A 13,046-nucleotide genomic window follows, 5' to 3' on the forward strand; every position below is an offset into this window, starting at 1 on the left:
TTAGTTCAAATCGATTGTGTGAAAAACAAGTTTGTTCTCACCTGTATTCGCCTCGCCGTTATACACGCCAAAAGCGAGCGTTACATTCTTTCCATCGAATTGTGACAAGTCATACACGAATGATGCATAACCTTCCGGGTTGCCCGACCCTCCATCCCCATGCTTAAATTTCCAGCAACCATCTGCGGCCGCGCTTGCTTCCTGGGCGGTATTTGATTGAGGCGCCACATGCGTAACCGTACCGTTGTCTTCAATAGCGGTAAGTTTGAAGTAAGTGAAGTTGCTCCCGAAATTGCGCGTTGTAAACGTCAGCTGGTTGCTGCCTGATGCAATGGCAAATTTCGCGTACATATATGCATCCGGCACTGTTGTACTGACCTCCGGTGTATTACGAGTTTTGAGGATATAACCTTCAGCAGGAAACACTTCCGGATCTTTCTTTAGTGGAACAAAAGACCACTCGGCGCCTACGTGGCCGACGTCACGCCATGCACGATAAGCATCTACATAATTATCGCGGTTCCCAGATACCGGACTTAAACCTGTAAATGATTTTTTTGTATGCGGCATGGTGGAGCGTGCCGTTTCCTGCGTAAGCTTCCATTCCGGAATGACTTCGGTACCCGGCAGCCAATCCCAGTTTGTTACCTTTCTGTCGGCAAAGCGAATCGCGCGAAGAACAAGTTGCTTCCAATAGTCGCCGGTAGCCTGCCGGTAAATGCCTATTGCGAGAATTACTTCTTTACCTACATACTCGCTTAAGTCAAATTCGAAGTCGGTATAATCACCGGATCCATAGGTTCGGTTGTCGCCAATTTTTACGGTAGCAGGCTGGGCCGCAGATAGGTCAATTACTTGTACGCCAAAATGTGCAGGACTTGCTTCGTCGGCATTGTGGGTGCGTAATCTTAATGATAAGATCTTGTTATCCGCAGTGATCAATTTACTTCCGTACACGAACGAATCGAATACATTGAGATCGGCTGGATTGGTCCGCTCATCTTCATTATTACGAATCTGCAGTGTTGTTCCTTCGTTCTGCTCCTGCCATGCACCACGGAAATCAAGTGTGCTCATATAATCGCATGCCCAGTCCCAGTGAGGATAAGCATCGGCATTGCGTCCGCCACGATATTCATTGTAATACCATTTGTCAGCCGACGAAAGGTCGTCCGCAGTAAGTCCACGCAAAAGCTCCTGACTTCCCATCGTCACGTTCATTGTTACGACGCCATCAATGAAGTCGCCGGGAGTTACCTGTCTAGTAAGCGTAACATAATTTTCTTTCGTAAACGTTACGGTATAGTTATCGACAACAAGATTTTCAATGGCGTAATTTCCATCGGCACCACTCTTCACGGTACCCGCAACCCCCACGGTAACATTGACGTCGGCTAGCGGTCCGCCACCGCTTTTTGCATCCGTAATAGCCCCAATGATTTTTGCTGAAGCATTCACCAACGTAACATCTACTGTGGCTACTTTGCCCTCATCAAAATCCCCAAATTGCACTGAGTTGCTGACGGTTAGCCATCCGGATTTGGAAAAAGTGACGGCATGTAATTTCAAGGATACATTTTCAACTGTGTACTTACCGTCCGCGCCCGTTGTGACCGACACATCCTCTTCGTCGATACCGGAAATGGTAACAGTCACATCCGAAACAGGTTGCCCGGCGCCATCGGTCACATTGCCGGTTATTGTCCCGAAATTGTCATTAAGAGGTTCATCTTCGTTGTCGCAGGAACTCTGTATGACAAGGACCGTTCCCAGCAAAAGAATGTACCCGATAGCTCGTAGAATTCTATTCATAATCGGTTAGGATGGTTTAAGGTTTAACATGATCTCGTTTGCATCAAAAGCCTCTTCATTTCCGATGCGAAGAGACGCCTTCTATCGATTGCAATTCGACTGCTAACGTTGTCATGTATTGGTTAAAAATCCGGTTAAAACAGGGTTAATGGCCGGAAAAAAATGTTAATCCTTAAAAATTGAGAAGCAACTGGCATCGGATAAAAGTGTTTGTTACCGGCTCTTGAATACATTTCTTAATGGCCGGATTATAGATATGGTGTGATGTTGATTTTAAGGCGGGCATTAAGTACGGGAAGAACACACTAAGACTATCCGGCAGCTATTGCTGCAAAAGATTGAAATAAATGAGCAACGTGAGGGACGCTCCGATTCTATTTCATAAACAGCCTGAATTTTATTCCAGGCGTTTCACATCGCTTGGAAGCTTGGCGTTCGTGTGGCCAATGTTAAAGCGAGAACCCTCCTAAAAAAAGCCACCTTTATGACTTTCTACATCCAGGTGGCGCGTAGGATCCCAATAGGTGCATCGAAAAACTCTTAAGCTTAATTTAAGAAACGCAGTCTTTAATCGCGTTTTAAAATGTCGGTGGCTTGGCATTCAGATCAGAATCCAGGAAATCGGTGATCATGGGTATCAACCAATCTGTCCGCTGCATCATGCCTATATGGGTAGTACCCGGTACAATGGCAAGGCGGGATTTAGGAAGTCCATGGATATCACCCATTTTTCCACCACCCTTTGCACGGAAGAGCTCCAGTGCATGCTCATATCGTACGCCGTCGGCATCCCCAATCGCCATAAATATCGGTGCTTGTATATTTTTTACATTCCTGGACCAGTCATAAGGCTTCACATCAATGCTGATAACCTTCTTCACGAATTCGGGAAAATGTGCCGGATCGTTTCCGAGACTATCATATTGCTTTTGAATTGGCGTGCCTTTAAACATGTCTGCTGTGAACGTGGAAAAGCTTTCCGCGACATCGGGCCACCAGCCATCATGGGTATAGGTGCCTGACAGTACCACGAGCCGGCGTACTTGTTCGGGATGACGAACAGCTACCTGAAAGGCTACACCACCGCCCATGCTGTATCCCAAGATGTCCGCACTATCTACTTTGAGGTGCTTAAGCAGGCCGGATACATCGTCTGCCATACCTTCATAACTTAGTTCACGGGCTATATCTCTAGTCCGACCATGCCCTTGCATTTCAGCAACTATTACTTTTCGATCTCTGGCGAGCAGGGGTATGATATGCGACCAATTCAGAGGTATATTCATAAAAGAGCCGTGGATGAGTACGATGGGCTGACCTTTACCATACACCTCATAGTACATTTTCAATCCGTTTACATCGGCATGGCCGCTTTCCGTCGCCTTTATGTGGTGACTAACAACGGTATCCTTAGGCGCCGCTGAAGTTACCTGGTTTTCGTTCTGTTGGGATTGGCAAGATGTTATTATAAGTACAACAATGGCAATCCAGACACCGGTTATAAAATGCGTATTCATCATGTTGTATTTTTTTTACAAAGCTCGGCAAAATAACACACTACGCAGAGGGCGTATGCGACAAATTACCGGGCCAAAAGCGAGGTGCACCAGTTTTAACTTCAGCGTATCACCATGATGAGACTTCACATGAAATACCATTTCAATCAGGACCATCAGCAAGCACAGCTCGTTGTATTTTTTTACTTTTGAATGTTGAGTTGGACCGTAGTCCGCTCTCCTACAGATTTTAGAGAGGTCGACAAAGTGGGTAAGTTATGGAATTGCGTTGTAAATAACATCCAAAGATTTTAGACTGAGATTTATTATGAAAAATTATCCTATTAAAAAAGTATACCGACTGATGGAGCCAAGTCCTATTGTGTTGGTGACAACTTATCATCGTGGAAAACCAAACGTTATGACAATGGGCTTTCACATGATGATTCAGCATGACCCACCTCTTATCGGGGCAGTCATCGGTCCGTGGGACTATAGTTACAAAGCTTTAAAGTCAACACGTGAATGTGTTATCGGTATTCCGGGAGCTGATCTGGCAGAAAAAGTTGTTGACATCGGCAATTGTTCAGGAGAGGACATTGATAAGTTCAAAAAGTTCAGACTGACGTCGAGACCCTCCCAAGATGTAGGCGCACCGTTAATAGAGGCCTGCATTGCAAACATCGAATGTAAAGTCGTCGATACGCGGATGGTAAGCCGGTATAACCTCTTCATTTTGGAGGCCGTTAGAGCATGGGTGAATCCCGGAAGAAAGGAACAAAGAACACTTCATCATCAAGGAAACGGCACGTTCAAAGTGGATGGCAAAATCATTGACTTACGCGAACGGATGGTAAAGTGGCGCGAATTTGTTGACTAAAACAACAGATTGGAATGGGTTCTTGTCAGTGCTGTTCAATATCAACATCATCACCTTCGATTGCCTGTATGATGAAACAGGTCCCTCCTTGTGAGGGACCTGTTTTTCATTAAAAATCAGTACTCGTTGCAAGCGTTCTTACCTCTTCCATGTCTTTGGTGACAGCATCAATCTTCTGCGCTGCAAAATTGTAAGCATCGCTTCCAAGAAAAAGATGCGTCAATGGTTTCCCAGCTTCGGCTACTTTGATGATTACGTCAATAGCTTTCTCAGGATCCCCCTGTTGCTTACCGTTTATGTTGTTTTGGTGAAGCGCCTGTGACTCTCTCACAGATTTATAATCGGAGATTTCATGCTTCGGTACTTGAAGCGAATCCTTTTCAAGAAAGTTCGTACGGAAGTATCCGGGAGAAACAATAGTAACATTGATTCCGAATTGTTTGACTTCAGCCGCGAGCGACTCAGAGAAACCGTGCATGGCAAACTTCGTCGCACAATAAATCCCGAAGCCAGGGAACGCACCGGTGAACCCTCCTACAGAAGCGATATTAAAAATATGACCCGATCCTTGCTTACGCAGATATGGCATCGCTTTTCGAATTACGTTCAATGAACCGAATACGTTGACATCAAAGTTTGCGCGGGCCTCTGCATCAGAGAGTTCTTCCAGAGAACCTGCTAATCCATAGCCAGCGTTGTTAGCAATTACATCGATCGAACCAAATTTTTTTATCGTTTCATCGATAGCTTTACCTACGCTGTTTTCATCTACGAGGTCGACAGCAAGAGGTAAGAAGCCAGAGGCCTCGCCAACAGCACGCCGCAGTTCTTTCAAGTTTCTTGTAGTAGCCGCAACGTTATAACCTGTTGTCAGCAATTTTTTCACCATTGTCAATCCTAATCCTTTGGATGCGCCGGTAACAAACCATGTTTTCATATGTGACATTTTGTTTTTGATTTATTCAACAAAATTATCACTGATGGCTCTCCTACAATTGTGACGCTGAAACCAATACTTGTTCAATTCAAACAGCTTTCCGAAAATGTATTTTAGTAATAAGATGGAAGAACTCCATCAAGTAAGTCTTCTGAAGATGGTCGGAGAAAATATATTTCGAGTTCCTTTCACCATTAAGTTTATGCAATACTTCTATGATCGCACTATCGTCATTTGAATTTAACAAATAGGTAACTTCCTTACGACCGAAGATCCCAAGTGTGTTTATGTGACGCATAGCTGGTGCAGGAAGGAAATCGTTTGGGAAGGAATATACAATCCGGCGTCCTGTATATTCTGATACGTGCGCAATGTCAAATTGACCCTTCCTCCTCGTTAAGGTAAGCATGTCCTACTTTCTATATGCTGATGGTGTAACCTCCGCATATTTTTTGAAGAAATGATTGAAGTGCGCAGGATCTTCAAATCCCAGGCAGTAGCTAATCTCAGCAATATTCCAATTAGTATGCTTAAGCAGAATTTTAGCTTCATTGGCCAGTCTGTTAAAAATATGATCACTGGTCGTCCGTCCGGTGGTAATGCGTACAGCGCGATTGAGATGGTTCACGTGCACAGAAAGCTGCTCTGCATAATCCCTTGCCGAACGAAGGGTGAAGCGTTGCGTAGGTGATTCAATGGGAAATTGTCTTTCCAGGAGTTCTGTAAAGATCGCAGTGATTCGGGCACTGGCTGATGTATGCTGATACAACGTCTCCGTGGGTTGTATCTTCAACGCATAGTGTGCGATCTCCATGGTATAATTTCTCAGCAAATCATACTTATAAACATAATCCGACTTAATTTCCTCCAACATCTTCTCAAACACATTGCTTACATATTTGTCTTGCACTTTGCTCAGGAAATAACTGGGTTTATTCGCAGGTTGAAACATCGGTAATTCGCCAATACCACCGGGCAGATGTCTTGTAAAAAAACCTTCTTTGAAAATGATAAAGTATCCTGTGGGGTCGCCGGAAAGTTGTTCGAATGTATACGGAACCTGGGGATTGAAGAAGATGAGCGACGTGCCTGACACTTCGACACTTTTCTCGGCATAATGATAAACATGGCGGCCACGGATCAGCACGACCTTATAATAGTCACGCCGGCTATACGCAACGGGATGGCTGTTAGGACCTACACAATCTTCAATACGAAAAACATTGAAATGCCCTATCTCCCTTCTCAGGTTTTGAGGCATCCAGTTGAACTTTTGCTTGTAGAAATCTTCAATTGTCTCTGTCTTTTTCATCGTTCCTATGCTTATCATTAACGTTCCCGAAGGAAAATATATTCAGGGTGAGCCAAACGCCAAGGTATTTATGGGATGTGTGGCTTTTGCTTCAAAGTTAGAAAAACAAAATAAAGCGGCTCTTACCCAATTCAAACCGTTACTTGCGAAATTCAAACATGACGTGAAAACGTAAACCGGTTCGTAAAAGAGTTTTTGGGCGTAGACGACGATTTTTGAATTCAAGGTGATGGGTCGTTAATGTCACCATCACCTTACAGGATTGGAGCAACCAAAGAGCTCGGCACGTACGCACCTGAAGCGCACACAGGTTTAAAGAGACGTCGTCTATGAAAATCTATACCCTTAACAAGCCACGGAATGCCCTGGCAGCATAGTAAGATTCCGCGCCGTTGTGATATACGAAAACATGATTATAACGGCGATCGCAAAATATGGCGCCTCCAAGTTCTCTGATACCGGGAGGAGTTTGTACCCAACTAGACGTTTTAGTATCGAACTCCCCAAATTCTTGCAACTCACGGTACTGTTCTTCTGTTAAAAGCTTTATGCCCATTTCAGCGGCCATCCCAACAGCACTGTTTTTTGGTTTATGCTCTTTCCTGGACTCAAGCGCCTCATCATCATAGCAAACACTTCTGCGCCCTTTCGGACTCTCCGCGGCGCAATCGACAAAAATGAATTCCTGCTTTTTTTTATCGTTTTCGGTCCCGATAGTTACAACATCTGGTTCACCGCCACTGATTTCCATTTCATGGAGCGACCACAATTTTTCTTCGCCCGCTGTTGATTCCAACTTCGCAGCTACACGTTCCCATGTAATGCCTTTGTGGCGGTTCATGTTTTTTTCAAAACGAGTGCGCAAGGTTATAAGTAAATCTTCACGTTGACCTTGTGACAACTTTGCCTTATTTTTTTTCATCTTTCTTTATATTCTTTGCGTAAAAATGTGCGAATGAATACAAACCACTAATCATCTAACCCTTTCCCATCAAGAATCTGATGATGATATTTTTCGATCCGTGACTCGCGGGTTTTCGCCTGTTTAGCCTGCGAAAAATAAAGTATGTATCCCCTTTGCCTCCCCGGTGTCAATGCATAAAAAGCTTTTTTCAATGCAGGACTTTTATCTAGCTTCTTTTGAAATTCTTCGGGAATTGTATATTCTGTCGTCTTCTTTAAAGGTACTTTCAAACCAGCTTCTTCCACTTCAACCGCCTCATAAATATACTTCTTTATCGTGGCCTTCATCTTCACTATTTCCGCGAGCTTTGTAAACCTGATCTGCCGCGCCGCCTGCACATTTTCAGTTTGTTGGATTAAAATACCTTTGGGGTCTTTTAATAACGCACCTTTGAAAAACAAAAGCGCACAGTAGTCTTTAAATCCATGTATGAGAACAATGTTTTTTTTCTCGAATGTGTAACAAGGGTGGCCCCACTTCAATTCTTCATTCAGGTCACACCCAATAGCTATCGTCCTCAATTGCTCGAATTCTTTTTGCCACTTTTTTGCTTTGCTAAAAAACCAATCGACCTTGGGATTCATGTTGTTCATCTGTATTTACTTCATTTAAGGTGTCTTCCCTATCGACAGACAAAATAATAAAATATAAATTCGGTTGGTTATCGACGAGGGTTATGATTATTTACCTACTGACTAACAGAGACAAGTTTTCTATCCGCTGGTCTGAAATACCATGATACTACAGTGAGCGTCAATAACAGTACAGGACCAAATAGGTCTTTCACAGCGTCACCCAATACAAGGTGTGAAAATATTGCACCGGACATCGCGAAGAAAAAACCAGCGTAAGCCCATTCCTTTATCAAAGGAAATCTCGGAATCAGCACAGCAACTACTCCCAAAAATTTCCAAATCGATAACATCGTAAGAAAATAAATGGGATACCCCAAGTGTGTAAAAAGATCAACCTCTTCTTTCACTTTTAAAAACTGCACTATTCCGGTTGATACCATTCCTAAAGAGAGCCAGATCGTAGCAACCCAATAGATAATTTTATTTCGCTTTGTCATGGTAGGTTATGTTACTTAGTTTGCTCACGACGTCTTGTAGCCTGTTATGTGCCATATTTATACCGTACTCAAAGGGCAACTTCAGCATTTGGTCCCGGAGTTCTTGAGTTCGATATATAGTATGCATCGTCAACCTGCTGGTGTCATCCGTCAGGTGTTCAAATTCCAGAAATTCAAGCTGCACATCGAACGGTGAGTTCTGCATTTCAAATGTCCTCGTGATTTTACGATTGGGAACATACTCATGAAAAACTCCATTGGCGCTAAATACAACGTTTCCTTGTGCATCTGTTGTTTGGTATTCCCAACCGCCATGCTTTCTACTTTCAAGTTTCAGCACTTTCGCTGTGCCATATTCGTGGGACATCCATTGTTCCAGAATGTCAGCGTCTACGTGCGCCTTAAAAAGTAAATTTACCGGTAACTCAAATTCTCTCGTTATGAGTAAATCCTGTTTGCCTTCCTCGGCACTGATTTTTGTTTTCCTTTCCATGGTTCTGGTTTTTTTCTAATACTATCGGGATTTATATTTTTTCATGATGGCCTCCAGCTTGTTGAAGCGGTCATCCCACATGTTGCGGAACGGCTCAATAAAGTCCGCTATCTCCTTCATCTTTTTCGGGTTAAAATGGTAATAAATTTCCCTGCCGTTTTGCTCTTGCTCAAGCAATTCACACTCTGTAAGAATTTGTATGTGTTTGGAAATCGTTTGCCTCGACGAATTAAAATTTTCAGCTATTGCACTCGGCGTCATTGCCTGCAGTGCAACCAATGTTATGATCGCCCGTCTCGTCGGGTCGGCTATGGCTTGAAATACATCTCTTCGCAAATCCATTATGCAGCTATTTGACTGCGAATATATATGCAGTCATTTAACTGCACAAGTGTTTCTTGTTATTTTTTTTTAACCTACCCAACCGAAGTGTATTGAAGAAAATTATCCAGTTTAAGAAAATTGAGTTTCAATACCTTAATCCGTATTTTTTAATGCTCGTGGTATTTGGTCCATCATCCGACAGAAAGAAATCAAAGTTGATTGGCATTACAGTTACATATTTGTTTGTCGTACAATAGTAATATCGTATGGCCTATCCGTTCATCCAGGTGTACGTCAAATTCAAGAAATGAACGTATTCGGTCACCTCTGCCCGGCAGTGGACTGATGGATTACCTAAACTGTTTTAAATTGGCGCAATTCCTAAGGAATCGACCCTGGCACAATTATTATTCCTACAATTAGATATAATGTGTCCACCATGAAGAAATACCAGTTAGGTGAGTTTGAAGAAATCGTTGTACTCACAATAGCCATACTTAACAACAAAGCCTATAGCGTGTCAATCAAAGATGAAATCGAGTTCAGGCTTTCGAGAAGTGTAAGCATGGGTGCACTCCACACGGCGCTCAGAAGGCTCGAAGACAAAGGCTACCTGAAATCCTTTGCTGGTGAAGCAACAGAGGAACGAGCTGGCCGCCCCAAACGCTATTTTGAAATTACGGCACTCGGAAAAAAAGCCTTGCAGTATTCGAAAGCATCCAGAGATGAGCTATGGAAAGCAATACCAAAAACGGTCCTACAAATCAACATAGGGGGATAAGTTTTATGAACCCAACGGAGTCGCCACCTAAGTTCTTTCTTCGCTTTTTCCAATGGTACTGCGATCCAAAGGTTCGCGATTACATCGAAGGCGATTTAATGGAGGTCTACCAAAAACGTAAGAATAAACTCGGAAAACCAAAGGCAGACTGGAAATTTGTCATTGATGTATTACTGCTCTTCAGGCCAGGCATCATAAAGCCAGCGGGACCGTATAAAAATTTAAACAACTTTAGTATGTATAAAAGCTATTTCAAGATCGGGTGGAGAAATCTGATAAAGAACAAAGGATACTCACTCATCAACATCGGTGGCCTGGCATTGGGAATGGCTGTTGCCATGGTGATAAGTCTATGGATCTATGATGAGTTGGAATTCAATAAATATCATAAGAATTACGGCAGCATAGCACGTGTCATGAGAAATCTCAACATGAACGGAGAAATTATTTCAACCAAGATCTTGCCTAACGCCCTCGGTGATGAGCTTAGGGAAAAGTACGGAAACCAATTTAATAGCGTGGTGATGGCGGCATTGGATGGAGACCATATCATCTCGGCAGGAGACTCAAAATTATCGATGCGAGGTGAGTTCATCGAAACTGCCGGACCTGAAATGTTCACGTTGAATATGCTTCATGGTTCCAGGTCCGGATTGAATGATCCACATTCGATTTTACTTTCACAGTCTGCCGCGCAAGCCCTTTTCGGCAACGATAACCCTATGGGTAAGCTTCTAAAAATCGATAACAACGACCGGATGGACGTGAAGGTTACAGGCGTCTACCAAGACCTGCCTGATAACAGCGATTTCCATGGTATGAAATTTTATGCGCCGTTCGCGTTGGCTGTGGCATCCAATGAGTGGATGCAAAACCTGAGCTTCACCAATGACTTTCTCAATGTCTATGTAACGATCCATGATCACACGACTTTCGAAGCCGCTTCTGCTCAGATCAAGGATGCGATCCTTAATAACATTCGTGAAAACAAAAATTACGTCTCTGTTAACCCACAACTCACTTTACATCCGATGAAGGATTGGCATCTTCGATCCGAATGGAAGAATGGTGTCGTTGCAGGAGGCGCTATTCATATGGTGTGGCTTTTCGGTATTGTCGGTGGATTTGTATTGTTGCTGGCATGCATCAACTTCATGAACCTTAGCACCGCGCGTTCAGAAAAAAGAGCCAAAGAGGTTGGCATACGAAAAGCAAGTGGATCCGCGCGCTTTCAATTGATGAATCAATTTTTCAGTGAATCGTTCTTAGTGGTTAGCCTTGCTTTTGTAGCCGCGCTTGTTGGCGTGTCGACTTCATTAAACACGTTCAATGAATTAGCGGGAAAGCAAATGGAGATACCTTGGACGAACGGTTATTTCTGGATAAGCAGTTTTGTTTTCATTCTATTCACCGGATTGCTGGCGGGCAGCTATCCTGCGCTTTACCTCTCCTCTTTCAACGCCGTAAAAGTGCTGAAAGGATCTATACGCGTCGGGCGGCTTGCATCTGTTCCCCGTAAGGTACTTGTCGTTACACAGTTTACGGTATCCGTCACGTTGATCATCGGGACGATCACGGTACACCAACAGATCCAGTTTGCTAAAAACCGTCCGGTAGGCTACAGCCGCGACGGTCTGCTAATGATCCAAATGACCACGTCGGACTTCTACGGAAAGCGTGATATCCTTTTCACGGAATTAAAAAATACAGGGGCGGTTATCGAAATGGCGGAATCGTCAAGCCCGCCGACAGCGATATGGACTGAGAACGGTGGTTTTGATTGGAGTGGAAAGGACCCTGCATTTATACCGCAGTTTGCAACGCTGACAGTAACATCGGAATATGGAAGAACAATAGGATGGCAGTTCGTCAGTGGCCGCGATTTTTCGAGAGACATCGCCAGTGATTCTGCCGGTTTTGTGATCAATGAAGCCGCAGCAAGATTACTAGGTTTTGAAAATCCTGTGGGCGAAACCATCCGATGGCAAGGTGGATGGCGAAGCAAATTCACCAGCTTTACAATCATTGGTGTCATTAAAGATATGGTTATGAAATCCCCGTACGCCCAACCTGTGCCGTCGGTATTTTTCCTAAGTAAATATGGAACTAACTGGATCAACATTCGGATCAATCCGCAAATGAGTACGGCCGAAGCGCTTCCAAAAGTGGAAGCAGTCTTTAAGAAATTAATTCCTGCTGCACCTTTCGATTATAAGTTTGCAGACCAGGAGTATGCATTAAAATTTGCAGCAGAAGAACGCGTTGGAAAACTCGCAAGTGTTTTTGCCGGACTGGCCATCCTCATCAGTTGCCTGGGATTATTCGGGCTCGCATCCTTCGTTTCCGAGCAACGCACCAAAGAAATCGGCATTCGTAAAGTCGTGGGAGCTTCTCTATTCAATCTGTGGAAAATGTTGTCAAAGGATTTTGTTATGCTGGTGGTAATCGCCTGCTTGATCGCCGTTCCGGCATCGTACTATCTCTCATCTGCTTGGCTAAAAAATTATGAATACCGGACGGCAATACCGTGGTGGATATTTGCCCTACCGTCGCTGGCCGCTGTGGTAATTACACTATTGACGGTAAGTCATCAGGCTATTAAAGCTGCGATGATGAACCCAGTTAACAGCCTGCGTTCAGAATGAGCGTCGGCTGTCGAAGGAAAGATCAGAATTACTGATTCGTTCTATCGTAAAACCAAACGCATTACATGTCGCTCGGATTCGCGGATGCTCAATTTCATCTTTTACCACGCATGCCCTACCCAATGTCAAAGTGAGCCAGTTCATGGTTTTACGCGCGTATTTGTTTCGCCCGCGCTGGTTTTCGTGGTTAATTAGATTTACCAAAACGCTACCTGATTTGTTTCATAGGCTTTTTATGGTCAATATGTCCAAATCAACCCTTTAAAAGGTCCATTCTGCACCGGATAGGTTACTCTATCGGACATTAATTTTGCTTTGCCAACGCATTTA

12 protein-coding genes are annotated in these 13,046 nt (G+C 43.8%); 3 read left to right on the top strand and 9 right to left on the bottom strand.

Annotated features, from left to right (window positions below):
* Together P2W71_RS13435 and P2W71_RS13440 are read right to left on the bottom strand one after the other, a co-directional pair.
* Positions 1–1,812 (bottom strand): carboxypeptidase-like regulatory domain-containing protein, encoded by a 1,812-nt coding sequence (locus P2W71_RS13435; protein WP_276371776.1) that lies wholly within the window; start codon positions 1,810–1,812, stop codon positions 1–3.
* 578 nt (positions 1,813–2,390) lie between these two features.
* Positions 2,391–3,332, bottom strand: a complete 942-nt coding sequence (locus P2W71_RS13440) for an alpha/beta hydrolase (protein ID WP_276371777.1) — start codon at positions 3,330–3,332, stop codon at positions 2,391–2,393.
* Positions 3,333–3,636: 304 nt separating this feature from the next.
* On the opposite strand from P2W71_RS13440, the gene P2W71_RS13445 reads away from it, so the two are divergent.
* Positions 3,637–4,188, top strand: a complete 552-nt coding sequence (locus tag P2W71_RS13445) for a flavin reductase family protein (protein WP_276371778.1) — start codon at positions 3,637–3,639, stop codon at positions 4,186–4,188.
* A gap of 109 nt (positions 4,189–4,297) precedes the next feature.
* On the opposite strand, the gene P2W71_RS13450 is transcribed toward P2W71_RS13445, so the two are convergent.
* The 7 genes from P2W71_RS13450 to P2W71_RS13480 all read right to left on the bottom strand — a co-directional run bounded on the left by P2W71_RS13450 (position 4,298) and on the right by P2W71_RS13480 (position 9,308).
* Positions 4,298–5,125: an SDR family oxidoreductase gene (locus P2W71_RS13450; protein ID WP_346659959.1), complete on the bottom strand. Its 828-nt coding sequence runs from the start codon at positions 5,123–5,125 to the stop codon at positions 4,298–4,300.
* Positions 5,126–5,537: 412 nt separating this feature from the next.
* Complete coding sequence (locus P2W71_RS13455) at positions 5,538–6,437, bottom strand: response regulator transcription factor (RefSeq protein WP_276371780.1); 900 nt, start codon at positions 6,435–6,437, stop codon at positions 5,538–5,540.
* Between the two features lie 337 nt (positions 6,438–6,774).
* Entirely contained in the window at positions 6,775–7,359 is a 585-nt protein-coding gene (locus P2W71_RS13460) for a DUF4256 domain-containing protein (protein WP_276371781.1), read from the bottom strand.
* 47 nt (positions 7,360–7,406) lie between these two features.
* Positions 7,407–7,985, bottom strand: coding sequence for a YdeI family protein (locus tag P2W71_RS13465; RefSeq protein ID WP_276371782.1), 579 nt, complete (start codon positions 7,983–7,985; stop codon positions 7,407–7,409).
* Positions 7,986–8,089: 104 nt separating this feature from the next.
* Positions 8,090–8,473: a DoxX family protein gene (locus P2W71_RS13470; RefSeq protein WP_276371783.1), complete on the bottom strand. Its 384-nt coding sequence runs from the start codon at positions 8,471–8,473 to the stop codon at positions 8,090–8,092.
* Positions 8,457–8,966, bottom strand: coding sequence for an SRPBCC domain-containing protein (locus P2W71_RS13475; protein WP_276371784.1), 510 nt, complete (start codon positions 8,964–8,966; stop codon positions 8,457–8,459). Before P2W71_RS13475 ends, P2W71_RS13470 begins: the two co-directional genes overlap by 17 nt.
* A 21-nt stretch (positions 8,967–8,987) precedes the next feature.
* Positions 8,988–9,308, bottom strand: a complete 321-nt coding sequence (locus P2W71_RS13480; RefSeq protein ID WP_276371785.1) for a metalloregulator ArsR/SmtB family transcription factor — start codon at positions 9,306–9,308, stop codon at positions 8,988–8,990.
* A 421-nt stretch (positions 9,309–9,729) separates the two neighbouring features.
* On the opposite strand from P2W71_RS13480, the gene P2W71_RS13485 reads away from it, so the two are divergent.
* Positions 9,730–10,071 carry a helix-turn-helix transcriptional regulator gene (locus P2W71_RS13485; RefSeq protein ID WP_276371786.1) on the top strand — a complete coding sequence of 114 codons (342 nt, stop codon included), beginning with the start codon at positions 9,730–9,732 and terminating at the stop codon, positions 10,069–10,071.
* Between the two features lie 5 nt (positions 10,072–10,076).
* On the top strand, positions 10,077–12,716 hold the full coding sequence (locus tag P2W71_RS13490) for an ABC transporter permease (RefSeq protein WP_276371787.1): 2,640 nt from the start codon (positions 10,077–10,079) through the stop codon (positions 12,714–12,716).
* Positions 12,717–13,046 lie beyond the last annotated feature (330 nt).

Origin of the sequence: Chryseolinea sp. H1M3-3 (genome assembly GCF_029360725.1) — a bacterium.
Lineage (GTDB): Bacteria > Bacteroidota > Bacteroidia > Cytophagales > Cyclobacteriaceae > Chryseolinea.

What these genes read in the sequence shown, in the direction of transcription:
- P2W71_RS13435 (WP_276371776.1), bottom strand. Translation starts at nt 1,812, where the DNA reads ATGAATAGAATTCTACGAGCTATCGGGTACATTCTTTTGCTGGGAACG.
- P2W71_RS13440 (WP_276371777.1), bottom strand. Translation starts at nt 3,332, where the DNA reads ATGATGAATACGCATTTTATAACCGGTGTCTGGATTGCCATTGTTGTA.
- P2W71_RS13445 (WP_276371778.1), top strand. Translation starts at nt 3,637, where the DNA reads ATGAAAAATTATCCTATTAAAAAAGTATACCGACTGATGGAGCCAAGT.
- P2W71_RS13450 (WP_346659959.1), bottom strand. Translation starts at nt 5,125, where the DNA reads ATGAAAACATGGTTTGTTACCGGCGCATCCAAAGGATTAGGATTGACA.
- P2W71_RS13455 (WP_276371780.1), bottom strand. Translation starts at nt 6,437, where the DNA reads ATGAAAAAGACAGAGACAATTGAAGATTTCTACAAGCAAAAGTTCAAC.
- P2W71_RS13460 (WP_276371781.1), bottom strand. Translation starts at nt 7,359, where the DNA reads ATGAAAAAAAATAAGGCAAAGTTGTCACAAGGTCAACGTGAAGATTTA.
- P2W71_RS13465 (WP_276371782.1), bottom strand. Translation starts at nt 7,985, where the DNA reads ATGAATCCCAAGGTCGATTGGTTTTTTAGCAAAGCAAAAAAGTGGCAA.
- P2W71_RS13470 (WP_276371783.1), bottom strand. Translation starts at nt 8,473, where the DNA reads ATGACAAAGCGAAATAAAATTATCTATTGGGTTGCTACGATCTGGCTC.
- P2W71_RS13475 (WP_276371784.1), bottom strand. Translation starts at nt 8,966, where the DNA reads ATGGAAAGGAAAACAAAAATCAGTGCCGAGGAAGGCAAACAGGATTTA.
- P2W71_RS13480 (WP_276371785.1), bottom strand. Translation starts at nt 9,308, where the DNA reads ATGGATTTGCGAAGAGATGTATTTCAAGCCATAGCCGACCCGACGAGA.
- P2W71_RS13485 (WP_276371786.1), top strand. Translation starts at nt 9,730, where the DNA reads ATGAAGAAATACCAGTTAGGTGAGTTTGAAGAAATCGTTGTACTCACA.
- P2W71_RS13490 (WP_276371787.1), top strand. Translation starts at nt 10,077, where the DNA reads ATGAACCCAACGGAGTCGCCACCTAAGTTCTTTCTTCGCTTTTTCCAA.